The sequence below is a fragment of the Acinetobacter sp. YQ_14 genome (genome assembly GCF_043102985.1).
Classification (GTDB): Bacteria; Pseudomonadota; Gammaproteobacteria; order Pseudomonadales; family Moraxellaceae; genus Acinetobacter; species Acinetobacter venetianus.
This window is the reverse complement of record NZ_JBICJJ010000024.1, coordinates 47,967-63,757: the sequence shown is the minus strand read 5'-3', so window position 1 is coordinate 63,757 and position 15,791 is coordinate 47,967. Positions and strand designations below refer to the sequence as shown.

The following is a 15,791-nucleotide window of genomic DNA, read 5'->3' as shown; positions in this document are numbered from 1 at the left end:
AGTGATTATCCTATTCTAAAAAGTTCATTCCAGTTGGTTAAATATGAGGGAGATCGGCGGTTTTGATTCATCTGCCAGATGGCCTTTGTGTCGTTGCAAAGCCCAAGCGAAACATGATCTTTTCCGTATTTCTCTTTGATCGCTTCCATTGCTTTTGAAAGGTTTTCGCGTTCATTTCGATGTGTGTAGTCGGTGAATAGATCGGGTACAAATTTCGACTTAGGAATTAACTCGAGTAGAACAATTCCCGCCTTTTTATACTTGAATCCTTTCTTATAGATCTGATCGATCCCTTTCATTGCCGCCCTGGTAATTTCTAATAAATCATCTGTATGTTCAGGCATCTGTACGATGATGTATGGTGAGTATTTTTCACTCTGGTTAAAACGGCCCGTCTGAATAAATACACCAATCATTTTGCAGATAGATCCATCATGACGCATACGTTCTACAGCTCTCGTTACGAATAATCGCACTGATGATTTAATATCATCTTTCTCTAAGACGGGTTGGCCATAAGAACGACTACTTATGATTTGCTGCTTTGATGGGTTCTCATTTTCGATGTCAATGCATGAAACACCTTGCAGCTCTCGCACGGTCTTTTCCATCACAACAGAGAAACACTTTTTAATCTCTTTCGGATTTGATTCAATCAGATCCAACACAGACTTAATGTTCATTAAGTTTAGTTTCTTACAGTTCTGGCGACCAACACCCCAGACTTCAGCTACGTCCACTTGCGCAAGCAATTGCTCTGCCGAACAAGGGTCCATCTCAGCTAAATTACATACACCGTCAAAATATTTATTTTTCTTCGCAATATGGTTCGAAATTTTAGCCTCAGTCTTGCTGCGTCCAATTCCAATGCAGCAGGGCAATCCTAACCATTGTTGTGCCTTTAATCTCATTTCCTGTGCATATGCAGTTAAATCATAGTTTTTCTTAAATGCAGTTAATTCAAGAAAGCATTCATCAATGCTGTAAACCTCTTGCTCTCCCGGTGCGACATACTGACTTAGTAAGTTCATAAATCGACGTGACATTTCAGCATATAGGGCGTAATTGCTTGATAGAACTTGAATATCGTACTTTTTAACAATGTCTTCAATCTGGAACAGTGGAACACCCATCTTGACTCCAAGATCTTTAGCCTCTTGGCTTCTAGCCACGGCACAGCCATCATTATTACTGAGTACAATTACTGGGCGATCATTGAGGGATGAATTAAAAACACGTTCGCATGACGCGTACATGTTATTGACATCCACAAGCGCGAATATCCTGGTATTACTTTTCATGACTATTCTTCTTATTATGAGCGGTAACACATACGCTTTAAGTTGAACGTCACCACACCCCATACAACAACAGTTTGGCTGTCATCAGGAATGATGTGTTGAAAAGCGGGATTCTCAGCTTTTAGCCAGACTTTTGGAAGCGGGTAATCCTCATCACCAAAGATCTCTTTTATTTCAGACTTCGACATTTTGGCCGTAATCATAAGTCGTTTGATCGTAGAGTCTTTATTATCGATTAGAGCAACAACAATATCCTGGTGCACAGCTTCAATACTGCGATCGATGATGATGGGATCATCTATCTCAAGACCAGCCCCAAGCATAGATTCACTATCTACACGGGCCATGAATGAAGATATAGGATTGTGAATGAGATACTCATTCAGATCTACTGTGGTGTCTAAATCATCTTTGGTCGCAAAAGCTGGACCTGCAGGTATACGTTCCAAAGACATTGGAATAGATGATTTTGATTTTGGATAGATAGGGGTAAGACCAAGCTTGTCGATTAGATCAGTTTGCATCGAGATCTGTTCAAGCAAGGAATTAATTGTGGTGCTTGGTTTTCCATCTTGGCCCATGAGATTTTGAAGGCTCTGCCAACCAAGATCCGAGAAGTAGATAGGCAACTTCTTAGACATTTTGATACTCCTACGCTACGAGGCGTGTTTGAAGTGAATCTGTCTATATAGGATAAATATTTTTCAGTTTGAATTTCAAATTTAAAAACTTGTGGATAAATAAGAACAAGTCATAGCTTGTCGCGTATTAATGTGTGTTTGGTCGGAATTTATGCATTTCTGATTTTGGTGCGGCGGTGAACTCATCAATTGGCATTTCAAAGAATAGATTACGCGCTGTTTCTGGTGTGCTAAACAACCATTCATTACGATGTTCAGGTGGAATAACAATAATGGATCTCTTTTCGTCATCAGGTGCGTGAAATTGATTCATAAATGGGTGATGATCGGCATTAATGGTAAGCATAGACATGGATCTGTATTCTTCACCATCGATCACAGCATATTCATATATACCAGCAACTGTAAAAGGCATTTCATCACATCTATAGATACCATACCAGTGTGATTTCCCATCGATGTACTTGGGCTCAAAAATGGTTTCTACAGGAATTAAGCAAAACTGGCGTTTCGCCCAGGCATTTCGAAAGCTTGGTTTGGATGCAACGGTTTCAGTACGCGCGTTATAAGTGTTCTTAACTTTCTTAATTTCTTTAGCCCAAGGTGCAATAAGACCAAATCTCGCAAGTCGCCACTCAAGTTCGCCATGTTTAGAAAATAGGATTGGGCCTGCGTAGTTTGGGTATATATCAGTTTTATATTCGAATGTAGGCTCAAGCAAATTCAGTAGTTGAGCGCGGCTTTTAGCAATTGGCTCATAGTTGGCACACATAAGAATCTCCATTTCTTGCATAATAAGACTATGAACAATTTATGTGTTTTTTTGATATGGAATATTGTTGTTAATACTTAGAGTTCCAAAATGGCAAAAGTGTTTAAATATTGGCGTTTATAATAATTAGTAGAATTTTCACATGTGGGTAAATTCTATAAGGTATGAACGGAAATTACGATAATATAACCTGATTGTTTTATTTTGGGTAATTTTTTGGGTAAAATGACTTTATAATTATGGAAAAACTTGTGGATAAAACATGTCTAAATACGAGAAACTAACACACCAACCATTGGTTGTGGCTTTAGCAGAATTTCGTTTTTCTACAATTTTAACAATGGATACATATGTATCTGCTTTTCAAGAGCACCTACGTCAGGATTTTCCACATTTTAATCCAACAAAAACTCAAGAAATGGTGTTGGATGGTAATGGCGTAAATTTATCAACTCATCAAAGTTGGTTATTTCTATCTAGCAATAAAAAACGTGCATTTAGACTGGATAAAGATAGATTAATTTTTATAACGAGTGAATATGAAGGGTTTGAAGATACTTGGAAAAACTGCAAGACTGCTCTGTCTTTTATTGAAAAAAAGATAAAACCTTCACTTTTATTGCGAATTGGCTTGCGATATTCGAATTTAATAATGGAACAAAATGAAAATGAAGATATTGATTTATATGTGGATTCAAGTATCTGCAATTCTGGACAACTCTGTAAAATTGGTGAACAAATACACCGATCTAAAGATACCTTGTTGAAAACTGATGCTGGATTAATGGCTGTACGTAGTTTATGTGGTAATTTAAATCTATCCGCATGGCCCGATCTTTCTGATCCGCCAGTTGTAATTAATAAATATTCAAACCCAAGTAAGAGAATTGTGTTGGATATAGATCATTTTTGGCAGCCGAAAGAACAAACTGAACAATTCAATGTTGAGCTTATACATAAAAAGATCATAAGCTTACATCATAAATCAAGAGAAGCATTTTGGGAAATTACCACTGAAAGAGGTAGGGAGGTTTGGAAATGATAGATTGTAATTCAACTGCTTTAACAACCTTTCACTTAAATAAATTAGCAACGGATAGTTCTTATTTGAGCTCTGTATTTTCTAATCATGTTCCATCACCAGTACATTATGACTCTACGGGAAGTTTACAGATAAATTTTGATTGGTTAATAGAGCAAACTAGAACTGGTCAAGATTATCAAATAGTAGGAAATACCACAAAAAATGAATTAATAGGTGATACTTTAGACGAAAGTTCAGAAGTTCAACGTAACGCTTTAGAGGAAAAAATTGAGCTTATAAAATCAGTTTTTTCTATGACGGAAATTGAAATTTCTCAAAGTATAGGTGTTTCACGAAAAACATTATTTAATTGGAAGCAAAAAAAGTCAGCACCAAACAAGTTAAAAGCTCAAAATATTTTTGATCTATATTTGCTTGCTAAAAATTGGATGGAGGCTGGATTTACTACCGACTCTTTTGAGTTGGAATCACCTGTAATCGATGATAAAAGTATCAAAGATCTATTGAAAGAAGATAAAATTGATAGCGAAAAGATTCTATTTGCTGGTAATCGATTAAACAATACAAAACTTGATGAAGTAGAATTGTTCTGAGGTTTATATAAGTGCGATATTGGATGGAAAGTTGTGGTTGGCTGCAAGGTAGTTTAGTTAAGCAAGAGAATATATGTGACATACTAGACTTATATGGAAATGCAGATCTTAAAAGCGATTCAGCTAATATTGCACTTATAGTTGCATCAGGTTCATGTGATGTTGCTAACCCTGGTGATCCATATATTGAGTTTTCAGTTGCTCGCTATATAGATGATGTTGATGGTAGTTTTAATTGCAATAAAAATCCTAGAAAATTACATTGTACCCTCGAATCCAGTATGGCTAATGGCTATAGCATTGAGTTGCTAGCACATCAGAAGATTTCTTTGCTCAAAAGTGATATTCCAAAGGATATTAAGCCAGATTCAGGTTTTAAGCTTAGTCAACAAGAGTTATTCTTTTATGTTGAATGGTTAGCTGGGAGGTATAAGCGACCAGCATTTCCAAGCGAGTTTGATATACGTGTAAATAATGCTTGGAACAAAACTAAACGCAAAAGAGAATCCTTAAAGGTTAGTAAAAATGTTTTGGGCATTTATGCTAATGTTTTTCCTGACAGGGAAATTGACCCAAATGAAATATATACAGTCGATTTGATGGCTATAGTTATTCCAAAAATAGATGAGAAAGGCGATGACTACAAGTCGATAGTGCAACTATTAGATAAATATAAAAAAGTTTTGGAAAGTGCGAAAATGGAAGTAGGTCAGATACAAATTCTTCCTGAATCCAGAGTATCAATTAGTAAATTCAAGCAATATAAAAGGTTTAACATGGATGACTTGTCTTATAAACAAAACCATCCCTTACCATCCGAATACAGTATAACTGGCTAATTTATTATTCAATTACCAAAATTTGAACTAAGAAATTTTTTATAAAAGACTTTATTCTCAAAAATTAATGTTTTTTGATTGTAAATATTAATTGTAAAAGCAATTTCCAAATTATTAACTCAATGTTTTTAATTTTTCAATCCACTTTGTATATGCTTCAGTCTGTGGCGGTAAATACTCATAATAATCATATGTACCTTGTTCGCCAGACATTACATGACCAATCATAAGTTGTGCAACATCACGCGAAGTAAAAGCGCTGAAATTAGTACGTGCTGTTCTTCTTAGATCGTGCAGAGACCAATGTTTCATATGGTAATCATGATGCCTTCTGAGGCGCTCCATAATATAACCAGGTAATGAGTTTGAAGATCCATGACTCATAGGTGTGTCTTCACTATCATTTGTTAGGAAATACACTGAATTGTTGTAGTCGAAAGCCTCTACAATTAATGCTTCCATTTCAGGTAAAATTGGGCGAATGATTTCACGGCCAGTTTTCTTACCAGTCTTATTGTTCACTACAGGAACAATCCATACTTTTCTGTTTAAATCGAAATCTGACTTCTTAGCTGCTCTGAGTTCGCCATTTCTACAGCCATACATTAAGCATAGTTTTAAGAAAATTTTGTTTTTGGGCAAAATATTTGATTCTTCAATTGCCAGCCAAACCATTTTGATTTCTTCATCTGATAGGAAACGAGTGCCTCTATTTCGTTCAATGCCTAGATCTTCTTTCGCATAGATATCAGATAAAACATTAACTTCAAGTAACTGTCTCTTTTTTGCCCATTTTAAAACCTGTTTTGCGTTTGTGAGTACACGATCGGAAATAGAAGGAACATCTTCTGCCAATTCTTCAAGTAAGGCTAACCACTGTTGAAGGGTGATTCGCTCGATTGGTAAATCACCAATTTCAGGTATGACATGCTGCTCAAATGTGTTTTTAATCTGCTGGGCAGATTTTTTCTTCTTAGCACAGTAACTCTCATACCAATCGTTAAACACTTCTTCAAAGGTACTTGCATCAATATATTTTTGCTGTTGAACACGCTGTTCAAGTTTTGGGTTAAGTCCTTTATCTAAGAGCGCACGCATCTCACCAGCTTTGATTCTGGCATCTTTTAATAGAAGGTGAGGGTAAGTACCCAAATCAAGCCTGTCGGCTTTCCCTGCGAATCTATAACGAAGCTGAAAGACAATTTTGCCCTTAGGAGAGATTCGAACACTCATTGAGTCACGGTCTGCTATTTCTTCAACTTTTTCACGAGCCTTGCCGTTATTAGCTTTCAGCCACATTTCAGTTAAGGCCATAGTCCACCTGTGTACATAATTTTTGTTAAGCAAACGAAAGGTATGAATATGTACACAGTTGTGTACATAATTGATCAGACTTATTCTGTCCTATAATGTCTTAGTGTGTCTATATTAAAAGTGGGGGAAATATTGAGAAATAAGGCTTTTATTGTAGTTTTTGTCTTGGTCTGTCTTAGAGTGGCTTAATGGCATTAATTCTTTTGAACGATTAATGCCATAGTTGTTCCATATAAGCCATGACCCTGAGAGGCATCAGGGTCAGTTACACAAAAGTGAAGTTCTTATTGCTCAAGCCATGCAGGTAATGCTGCGATCACTTGATCAAACTTCTCGTTTAGTGGCGCGCCACCTTGTGCTAAGTCAGGTTTACCACCACCTTTACCACCAAGCTCTTGAGCTAAGTGTTTGATGATGTCACCTGCTTTTAGAGTTGCAGTATATTGTTTAGCGACGGACGCGATTAAACTCACTTTATCGCCTTCAATGCCAGCTAAAAGAATGACTGCATCTTCCAATTTTGATTTTACGCTGTCATGTAGATTGCGTAGTGACTTTGCATCCAGACCTTGAACAGTCGTGATAAGTGTTTGACGACCAGCAATTGTTTTTACTTGGCCGAGTAATTCAGCTGCTTGGAAACTTGCTAACTTCTGATTAAGTTGTTCAATCTGCTTTTGCAAGCTAGACGCCGTATCAACAATTGCTTCAACCTTCTCAACAGTTTGCTCTTTCTGAGCTTTAAGTAAACCATTGATTGTCTGAATATCACGATCGGCTTTTTGAACAGCTTCGAGTGCTTTTGAACCTGTTACCGCCTCGATACGACGAACACCTGCGGCAACACCGCCTTCAGAGGTGATCTTGAATAAACCAATATCACCTGTACGTTTTACGTGAATACCACCACATAGTTCGATCGAGAAGTTTTTCTCTTCAATCACAGAGCCCATAGACAATACGCGAACTTCTTCGCCATATTTTTCACCGAAAAGCATCATTGCGCCTTTCGCTTTTGCAGATTCGATATCGAGAAGTTCGGTATTTACTGGAGTATTTGCGATCACTTCAGCATTGACTAAACGTTCGATCTGTTGAATTTGTTCAAACGTAACAGGTTGATCATTGGCAAAGTCAAAACGTAAAATATCGCTTGCGACCAAAGAACCTTTTTGTTGAACGTGATCACCTAAAATCTGACGTAATGCAGCATGTAAAAGGTGAGTCGCAGAGTGATTGCGAGCGGTTGCATCACGTAGATCCGCTTTAACAGTAGCTTCTACATTTTGTGAAGTTTTTAGACTACCAACAGTAACGATACCTTGGTGTACAAATGCTCCACCAGATTTTTTAGTATCTTGAACTTCAAAGATACCCGTATCGTTCTTGAAGATACCTGTGTCGCCAATCTGACCACCACTTTCTGCATAGAAAGGGGTTTGGTTCAATACGATAAGTGCTTCATCACCTTCGTTAACTTCATCAACCTGAACGCCATCTTTATAGATCGCAACAATTCGACCTTGACCCTGAGTTGCATCATAGCCATCAAATTGTGTTTCGCCTTCGACTTTAACAATGCTGTTATAGTCAACTGCGAATTTACCAGCATCACGAGCACGTTGGCGTTGAGCAGCCATTTCTACTTCGAAACCAGCTTCATCAATCGTTAGATCACGTTCACGCGCGATATCAGCTGTTAAGTCCGTTGGGAAGCCATAAGTATCATAAAGTTTGAATACAGTTTCACCTGCAATCACATTGCCTTTTAGTTGAGCGAGTTCACCCTCTAAAAGTTTTAAGCCTTGCTCAAGTGTCTTGGCAAACTGTTCTTCTTCACGAATTAAAGTTGCTTCAATAACATCTTTACGTGTAACTAATTCAGGATAAGCTTCACCCATGACTTCGATGAGTGGTTGTAGCATCTTGTAGAAGAATGTACCTGTTGCGCCTAGTTTATTACCATGACGTACTGCACGACGGATAATACGACGTAACACATAACCACGACCTTCATTTGAAGGATTTACGCCATCCGCGATCAAGAAGCAGCAAGAGCGGGCATGGTCAGCAAGAACACGTAAAGAAGGTTGCCCTTCTTCTTGAATGCCAATGATGTCAGCAGCTGCTTTTAACAAATGTTGGAATAAGTCAATTTCGTAGTTCGAATTGACATGCTGAAGCACAGCTGAAATACGCTCCAAGCCCATACCTGTATCGACAGAAGGTGCTGGAAGAGGGTGCATAACACCATCCGCAGTGCGGTTAAACTGCATGAAAACGTTGTTCCAGATTTCGATGAAGCGATCGCCATCTTCTTCTGGTGTACCTGGTAATCCACCCCAGATATGGTCGCCATGATCATAGAAAATTTCAGAACAAGGACCGCAAGGACCTGTATCACCCATTGTCCAGAAGTTATCTGAAGCGTATTGACCACCTTTGTTATCACCAATACGGATAATACGCTCGGCATCTACGCCGATCTCTTTATTCCAAATGTCAAAGGCTTCATCATCAGTATGATAAACCGTGACATAAAGACGATCTTTCGGTAAACCTAACCATTGTTCGCTGGTTAAAAATTCCCAAGCAAATTTAAGCGCATCTTGTTTAAAATAATCACCAAAAGAGAAGTTACCTAACATCTCAAAGAATGTATGGTGGCGAGCTGTGTAACCGACATTATCAAGGTCGTTATGTTTACCGCCTGCACGGACAACTTTTTGTGAAGATGCAGCACGAGTATAGCTACGCTTTTCAAGACCTAAAAAGCAATCCTTGAACTGGTTCATCCCAGCATTTGTAAACAGCAACGTTGGGTCGTTGGCGGGAACGAGAGAACTCGACGCGACACGTGTGTGGCCTTGCGATTCAAAATAACGCAAAAAAGCTTCACGAATTTCAGCTGATGTCATAAAACGAGTACTCACAACCAAGACACTCCATAATTTTGAATTTGGCTATATGCAATAAGGAAAGTTGTTTTAAGTTCTACAATCGAACCTATTGCATGGCATAGATTTTAAAAGTGCTAAATTATAACGGAAAATGTGTGCCCAACCAACGATTTTACAAGCAATATCATATAAAACTGTGTTTAAGCTAAAAATCTATATTCAACAATGCTTCTCATGTTTTACCATATAGCATAGAAAAGATGATGTTTTGATGAATAAGGATGCTACATGCAACGTATCGCTATCAATGGATTTGGTCGAATTGGTCGGAATGTGTTACGTGCATGGTTTGAAAACTCAAAGAAGTTTCAATTTGAAATCGTTGCCATTAATGACATTGCTGATGTACAGACTTTAGTGCATCTTTTTAAATATGATACGACGCATGGTCGTTTTGCTGGACAAGTCGATATTCAAATTGATGGCGAGCACATTTTTTTGAACATTCAGTCAAATCAACGTCAGCTCAGATTACAAGTGTTTAATAACGAATGTCCTGAATGTCTACCATGGAAAAAATTAAATATTGACGTGGTGCTTGAATGTACAGGTCTTTTCCGCTCTAGAGCTGATGCAACGCGTCATGTTGAGGCAGGAGCAAAAAGAGTCATTATCGGGGCTGCACCTTTCGATACCGTTGATGCTGCGATTGTTTATGGTGTAAATCACGCAGACGTAAAACCCTCAGATCAAATTATTTCAAGTGTTTCATGTACAACGCAAGCATTGGTACCACTGGTTAAAATCATTGATGATGCTTTTGGTATTGAAACAGCACTGATGACTGAAATTCATGCGGTAACAGCGGATCAATCTGTTTTAGACCATGCACATCGAGATTTACGTCGAGCAAGAGCATCTGGACAAAATATCATTCCAACGACATCAAGTGCTTTAGGTGCATTGAAACGTGTTATGCCTAAAATGGAAGATCGTATTGATGGATATTCGATACGTGTACCGACCATAAATGTGGCGGCAATTGATCTCACCTTTATTTCTCAATCACCAATTACCGTACATAAAATAAATCAGGTGTTGGTCAAAGCGGCACAATTTGATTATGCTCAGATTATGCAAGTGACAGATGAGGATCTTGTATCAAGTGATTTTAATCATTCACCATATTCTTTGATCGTGGATTTAACTCAAACAATCGTTGTAGGCCATCAGGCGAAAGTTTTTGCTTGGTATGATAATGAATGGGGCTATGCGAATCGCTTACTAGATCTGTGTGAATCATTTAATAAATAATTTTAGAAAATAAAAATTGGAGAGGGGAAATGGGATTAATGATGATGTGGGGTTTCATTATCTTATTAATGTTGGCAGTTATTTTTTTATTTTGGTTTCAATTTAAAAATGTAGAAGTTAAAAATCAGGATGTAGAGGTTCTCCAGCTTGAAGAGAAAGTGCTTCACTTAGAGCTACACCTTAAAAAAAGCTTAGAAATTATGCAAGATTTGGCAAAGAAAATGCATGTTCAACAAGAGGTGTTGGATAGAACAGTGGCGAATATTGCCGCACTAGAAAAACAAAATGTCGAACTAGTAAATGTTTTAGAGATCGTAGTCAAAGGTAGTAAAGGGAAATAGTAAATTAGGTTGTTATATGTTTAAACTTTCAAATTGATTGCATTTAGTTTAATGATATAAACCTATTTTTTAGACATGGTAATGATCTTACTATTTTTATTTAACTTTAAACTATTAAAATTCATAATAATTTTGAGGGTGTGAATGAACTATAATTTAAGTAACTTTGAATTCCGTCTTACTTGTGAAGATGATTGGGAGATACTTAAAGCCATTCGTTTGCAGTCATTATTTGATCGTCCTGATGCATTTACTGCAACTTATGCAACTACTGAGAAATATCATGAGAAAGAATGGCGTAATCGGGCAGCTCAAAGGACTAACAATCAATATATTCTCGCGATTCACAATGCTCGGGCAGTGGGTATAGTTGGTGGAACTCTTAATTCTGAGTTAGAGTTTAATGTGATTGCTATGTGGGTTAACCCTTTATTTCGTGGCAGTGGTGTAGCAGATCATTTGATTGTTGCAGTTAAGAAGTTAGCGATTTCTAAAGGACATCATCGAATTGTACTAAGCGTCTCTGATCATAATCTGCATGCGAAAAATCTTTATCTTAAACATGGTTTTCAATTTATATCTAATTTAGATGGAATCTCTCTTTGTTCTGATACAACTGATACAAAAAGTCAAAAAATGGAGTGTTTTATTAAAGGTATAGACTTAGATTAATTATTAGAATTTTATTAAACTAACTGTTTCGATATTTATGAAAATTAAAAATAAACTCTAGGATTTTTTCTTGTTAGCTTTTTACTGTTTTTGATATTATTTTAGCTTCTAAATAAATTGAAAATGATTGTTGACCTATGAAGCTTGGATCAAAAAAAATAACAGGAACTCTTATTATATTTTCAACATTTATTTTAACAGCTTGCGGTGGTGGCTCGAATCAGAGTAATGATAAAAAATCTGATGATGAATCATCTGAACAAAATGCACTGTACAAAGTATATTATCAACCATTTAATGTCTCATCTGGTTTGATCACAGATTTTTTTGAGATAACAACATATCTGATTCAAGACAATCAAATTAATTTTAATAAATCACATAACCAACCTTTAGACAGAAGAATTTTAACTGAATCTAAAATTTTAGAAATTGGAACACCGCAGAGCAATGTCTTCAAAAGACTTACACCTACTCAATGGCGATATGAGCGTACATCTGAGTTGCAACAGGATTTGAGTTTTGAGTTGGTGCAATTAGATGGGCAAAATGTTTTTGATCGCGTATTGCCAGGATATCGTGAAAATATTAATTTAAGTTCCAATGAAACAAATGGATTAAATCAAAATTTAATTAAATTTTATCAAAATTATAAAGATACTGTTTTTCCTAAAAATAGCATTTGCTATCGTTTAAAGGAAACGCAATGGAATCAGAATCATATTACTCAAGTTGACTCCTTTGATAGTCCTTCCTTCGCAGAAGTACGTGAACGAATTGTTAACCAATATGAAGGCTTGAAGTATTCTCCTATTTCAAATCAATCTGATTATCAACTGGCTTGGGGAAATTGGCATGGATATGATTGGATATTCTTATTAAATAATCTAGATGTAGAAGAAACAGTTGGAACAATAGGTGATGCTACGGATCAATCTGCTTATGCTATTTATACGCCATCGCAGCCGTGGTCGGTAGAGCAGAGCTTAAGTTATGCTCGCGATCAGCTAAATTCATTTGAAAAAAATGATAGGGATGATCAAATTAGTCAAATGATTATACTGGGTCAAAAGATGCGAATTGCAAACTTAGAAAAAGGCTGCTTTGCGTTTAACTTACAGGCGATTAAAACACTCAAAAAATTAAATCTGATCAATTGGAAACAAGGTGATAGTTCAGATGTTGGACAGTTCTTTGGATCACGAACGATAGTCGACGCTAGTCATGAGTGATTTTTAATTAATTGAATCTATTTATTAAATTCATAAATATGTGCTGATGTGCTGGAGGCAATACGATACCGAATTATTCAAATTCTCAGGTGCATCGCATAAATCTTCGTGCTACACTACGCTGAATCGGGCATTCACCCGATTTTTTTATGTGGTTGCTTTTTATGTGGATGCCTCCACATTGAACAGATTTTAGGTTTGAAACATGACCATTTCAGAGACATGGTTGCTACCAGATGGGGTAGCAGATGTATTGCCAGAACAAGCGCAAGTCGTTGAAACTTTGCGTCGCGCAGCTTTAGATTTCCTCGCAGTTCGAGGTTATCAATTGGTATACACACCATTTATTGAATACATTGAATCGTTGTCGTCATTATCAGAATCTAATCAAGATTTAGACTTAGTGACTTTTAAAGTCATTGATCAGCTTTCTGGTCGTTTGCTTGGTGTGCGTGCAGATATGACGCCACAAGTTGCACGTATAGATGCACACGTACGACCAATTGAAGGTGTTGCCCGCTATTGCTATGCAGGTACTGTGCTTCATACTAAACCACAGAATTTTAATGCAACGCGCGCGCCTTTACAGCTTGGTGCAGAGTTATATGGTCATGACAGCATTGAAGCTGATGTTGAAATGATTGATGTGATGTTGGCTTTGATTGAGCATACGCATACTTTAGATGGCGCTCATTTAGATTTAGGTCATGTTGGTTTATTCCGTAGTTTAGTAAAGCGTGCTGGTTTAAATAAAAATACAGAAAATCAGCTCTCTGATTTATATCAGCGTAAAGCATTACCTGAACTCGAAGAATTTACTAAAGATCTTGCTATGGGTGCTGATTTTTATGCTTTAGGTCGTTATGCGAGTGATCTAGATGCATTACAAACGCATCTAAGCCAAGATATTTTAAATGATGTTGATTTTAAAAATGCATTTGATGCATTGAAATCTACTTTGACTCAAATTCAGTCACGTTGGTCTAATTTAAATATTGGAATCGATGTTATCGAGTTACGTAGTTATCACTATCATACTGGTTTGATGTATGCCATTTATGCGCCAAATCGTGCTGCGCCACTTGCGCAAGGCGGGCGTTATGATGGTATTGGTGAGCACTTTGGTCGTGCACGCCCAGCAACTGGTTTTAGTTGTGATTTATACGCTTTAGGCGCAACTCAATTTGTAGAAATTGAAACGATTGTTGCGCCTAGAGGAAGTGAACAAGATTTATTAAAAGCAATTGCAGATGCACGTCTGAACGGCTTACGTGTTGTGCAGTTGTTAGGTAATGATGATTTAAGCTCAGTGCCATATGCGACACATCAAATGGTGTCTCAAAATGGGCAATGGGTCATTGAAAAAATTTAATTGCTAAGCTGGCTCTACAGCTTAGTTTCCAATTTTAACAGCATGATGTAATGAGGCTATTATGGGCAAAAATGTTGTGGTACTTGGTACCCAATGGGGCGACGAAGGTAAAGGTAAAATCGTCGACCTGCTCACAGATCAAGCGGCTGCGGTTGTACGTTATCAAGGTGGTCACAATGCAGGGCATACGCTTGTCGTAGGTGGTAAGAAAACTGTATTACACCTCATTCCATCAGGTATTTTACGTGAAAACGTATTGTGCTTAATTGGTAATGGTGTGGTGTTATCACCTGAAGCTTTAATTAAAGAAATGGCAATTTTGGAAGAAGAAGGCGTACCTGTTAAAGAACGTTTACGTATTTCTCCAAACTGTCCTTTAATTTTGCCAAACCATATCGCACTTGACCAAGCACGTGAAAAGAAACGCGGTAATGCGAAGATTGGTACAACTGGTCGTGGTATTGGTCCTGCTTACGAAGATAAAGTCGCTCGCCGCGCTGTGCGTGTTGCTGACTTGATTCGTGGTGGTGAATTACTTGAAGAAAAACTCAAGGAAATGCTTGAGCTTCATAACTTCCAACTTTCTCAATTCTATGGCGTTGAAGAAGTTAAGTTTGAAGATGTACTTGCACTTTGTAACGCTTGGCGTGAAGTGCTTGCACCATTAGTGATTGATGTCACTAAAGTGTTACATGATTACCGCAAAGAAGGTAAGGCAATCATGTTCGAGGGTGCACAAGGTTCTTTACTTGATATCGATCATGGTACATATCCATTTGTTACGAGTTCAAATACCACTGCTGGTGGCGTAAGCTCTGGTTCGGGTATGGGACCATTACATTTAGATTATGTATTGGGTATTACAAAAGCATATACAACTCGTGTAGGTGCTGGTCCTTTCCCTACAGAATTGCACTATGATGCTTCGACAGATACTGGTGATGCGATTGGTCGTCACTTAGGGACTGTAGGTCATGAATTTGGTGCGTCTACTGGTCGTCAACGTCGTTGTGGATGGTTCGATGCAGAAATTCTACGTCGTTCAGTTGAAGTAAACTCATTGTCTGGTATTTGCTTAACTAAACTTGATGTATTAGATGGTTTAGAAGAAGTTAAAATCTGTATCGGTTATGAAGATGTGGATTCAGGTTGTGCAGGTTCTTCTGATGCGATTTCATTCGAAAGCTTGAAGCCGATCTATGAAACAATGCCGGGCTGGAGTGAATCTACAGTTGGTTTAACTCAAATTGAGCAACTGCCAGCAAATGCATTGGCTTATGTACGTCGTATCGAAACTTTAATTGGTTGCCCAATTGATATCGTTTCAACTGGTCCAGACCGTGCAGAAACAATCGTTTTACGTCATCCATTTTCAGCTTAAGCTAATGGTATGATTTAAAGCTCCCTTTGGGGAGCTTTTTTATTTTATAGATTTATATATTCAGTATATCTAGC

At 37.5% G+C, this 15,791-nt stretch carries 14 protein-coding genes; 9 read left to right on the top strand and 5 right to left on the bottom strand.

Going from position 1 to position 15,791, the window contains the following annotated elements; all coding sequences use genetic code 11:
• Nucleotides 1–5: 5 nt before the first annotated feature.
• From ACF8D3_RS13415 to ACF8D3_RS13405, 3 genes are all read right to left on the bottom strand, one after another.
• A complete protein-coding gene (locus ACF8D3_RS13415; RefSeq protein ID WP_392471839.1) occupies nucleotides 6–1,301 on the bottom strand; it encodes a Y-family DNA polymerase in 1,296 nt (431 codons plus the stop codon).
• Nucleotides 1,302–1,315: 14 nt separating this feature from the next.
• Nucleotides 1,316–1,942, bottom strand: a complete 627-nt coding sequence (locus tag ACF8D3_RS13410) for a LexA family protein (RefSeq protein WP_392471837.1) — start codon at nucleotides 1,940–1,942, stop codon at nucleotides 1,316–1,318.
• A gap of 127 nt (nucleotides 1,943–2,069) precedes the next feature.
• Nucleotides 2,070–2,714, bottom strand: a complete 645-nt coding sequence (locus ACF8D3_RS13405) for an SOS response-associated peptidase (protein ID WP_392471835.1) — start codon at nucleotides 2,712–2,714, stop codon at nucleotides 2,070–2,072.
• A gap of 262 nt (nucleotides 2,715–2,976) precedes the next feature.
• Between ACF8D3_RS13405 and ACF8D3_RS13400 the strand changes: the two genes are divergently transcribed.
• From ACF8D3_RS13400 to ACF8D3_RS13390, 3 genes are read left to right on the top strand one after another with little or no spacing between them, the layout of a single operon-like run.
• On the top strand, nucleotides 2,977–3,756 hold the full coding sequence (locus ACF8D3_RS13400; RefSeq protein ID WP_392471833.1) for a TIGR04255 family protein: 780 nt from the start codon (nucleotides 2,977–2,979) through the stop codon (nucleotides 3,754–3,756).
• Nucleotides 3,747–4,352 carry a hypothetical protein gene (locus tag ACF8D3_RS13395; protein ID WP_392471831.1) on the top strand — a complete coding sequence of 202 codons (606 nt, stop codon included), beginning with the start codon at nucleotides 3,747–3,749 and terminating at the stop codon, nucleotides 4,350–4,352. The genes ACF8D3_RS13400 and ACF8D3_RS13395 overlap by 10 nt, the downstream gene beginning before the upstream one ends.
• Nucleotides 4,353–4,375: 23 nt before the next feature.
• The gene (locus ACF8D3_RS13390) at nucleotides 4,376–5,191 is read left to right on the top strand and encodes a hypothetical protein (protein WP_392471829.1); all 816 of its coding nucleotides are present in this window, start codon (nucleotides 4,376–4,378) and stop codon (nucleotides 5,189–5,191) included.
• 114 nt (nucleotides 5,192–5,305) lie between these two features.
• Here the strand turns inward: ACF8D3_RS13390 and ACF8D3_RS13385 are convergent, their stop codons facing one another.
• Both ACF8D3_RS13385 and alaS read right to left on the bottom strand, forming a co-directional pair.
• Nucleotides 5,306–6,505 (bottom strand): tyrosine-type recombinase/integrase, encoded by a 1,200-nt coding sequence (locus ACF8D3_RS13385; protein ID WP_392471827.1) that lies wholly within the window; start codon nucleotides 6,503–6,505, stop codon nucleotides 5,306–5,308.
• A 284-nt stretch (nucleotides 6,506–6,789) separates the two neighbouring features.
• The gene (gene alaS / locus ACF8D3_RS13380; RefSeq protein ID WP_392471825.1) at nucleotides 6,790–9,438 is read right to left on the bottom strand and encodes an alanine--tRNA ligase; all 2,649 of its coding nucleotides are present in this window, start codon (nucleotides 9,436–9,438) and stop codon (nucleotides 6,790–6,792) included.
• 255 nt (nucleotides 9,439–9,693) lie between these two features.
• On the opposite strand from alaS, the gene ACF8D3_RS13375 reads away from it, so the two are divergent.
• From ACF8D3_RS13375 to ACF8D3_RS13350, 6 genes are all read left to right on the top strand, one after another.
• Entirely contained in the window at nucleotides 9,694–10,719 is a 1,026-nt protein-coding gene (locus tag ACF8D3_RS13375) for a type I glyceraldehyde-3-phosphate dehydrogenase (RefSeq protein ID WP_392471824.1), read from the top strand.
• A 29-nt stretch (nucleotides 10,720–10,748) separates the two neighbouring features.
• Entirely contained in the window at nucleotides 10,749–11,060 is a 312-nt protein-coding gene (locus ACF8D3_RS13370; RefSeq protein ID WP_061392426.1) for a hypothetical protein, read from the top strand.
• A gap of 144 nt (nucleotides 11,061–11,204) precedes the next feature.
• Nucleotides 11,205–11,732 carry a GNAT family N-acetyltransferase gene (locus ACF8D3_RS13365; protein ID WP_192414672.1) on the top strand — a complete coding sequence of 176 codons (528 nt, stop codon included), beginning with the start codon at nucleotides 11,205–11,207 and terminating at the stop codon, nucleotides 11,730–11,732.
• A 137-nt stretch (nucleotides 11,733–11,869) separates the two neighbouring features.
• A complete protein-coding gene (locus ACF8D3_RS13360) occupies nucleotides 11,870–12,964 on the top strand; it encodes a hypothetical protein (RefSeq protein WP_392471822.1) in 1,095 nt (364 codons plus the stop codon).
• Nucleotides 12,965–13,169: 205 nt separating this feature from the next.
• Nucleotides 13,170–14,336 carry an ATP phosphoribosyltransferase regulatory subunit gene (locus tag ACF8D3_RS13355; protein ID WP_392471820.1) on the top strand — a complete coding sequence of 389 codons (1,167 nt, stop codon included), beginning with the start codon at nucleotides 13,170–13,172 and terminating at the stop codon, nucleotides 14,334–14,336.
• A 61-nt stretch (nucleotides 14,337–14,397) separates the two neighbouring features.
• Nucleotides 14,398–15,717 carry an adenylosuccinate synthase gene (locus ACF8D3_RS13350; RefSeq protein ID WP_007478668.1) on the top strand — a complete coding sequence of 440 codons (1,320 nt, stop codon included), beginning with the start codon at nucleotides 14,398–14,400 and terminating at the stop codon, nucleotides 15,715–15,717.
• Nucleotides 15,718–15,791 lie beyond the last annotated feature (74 nt).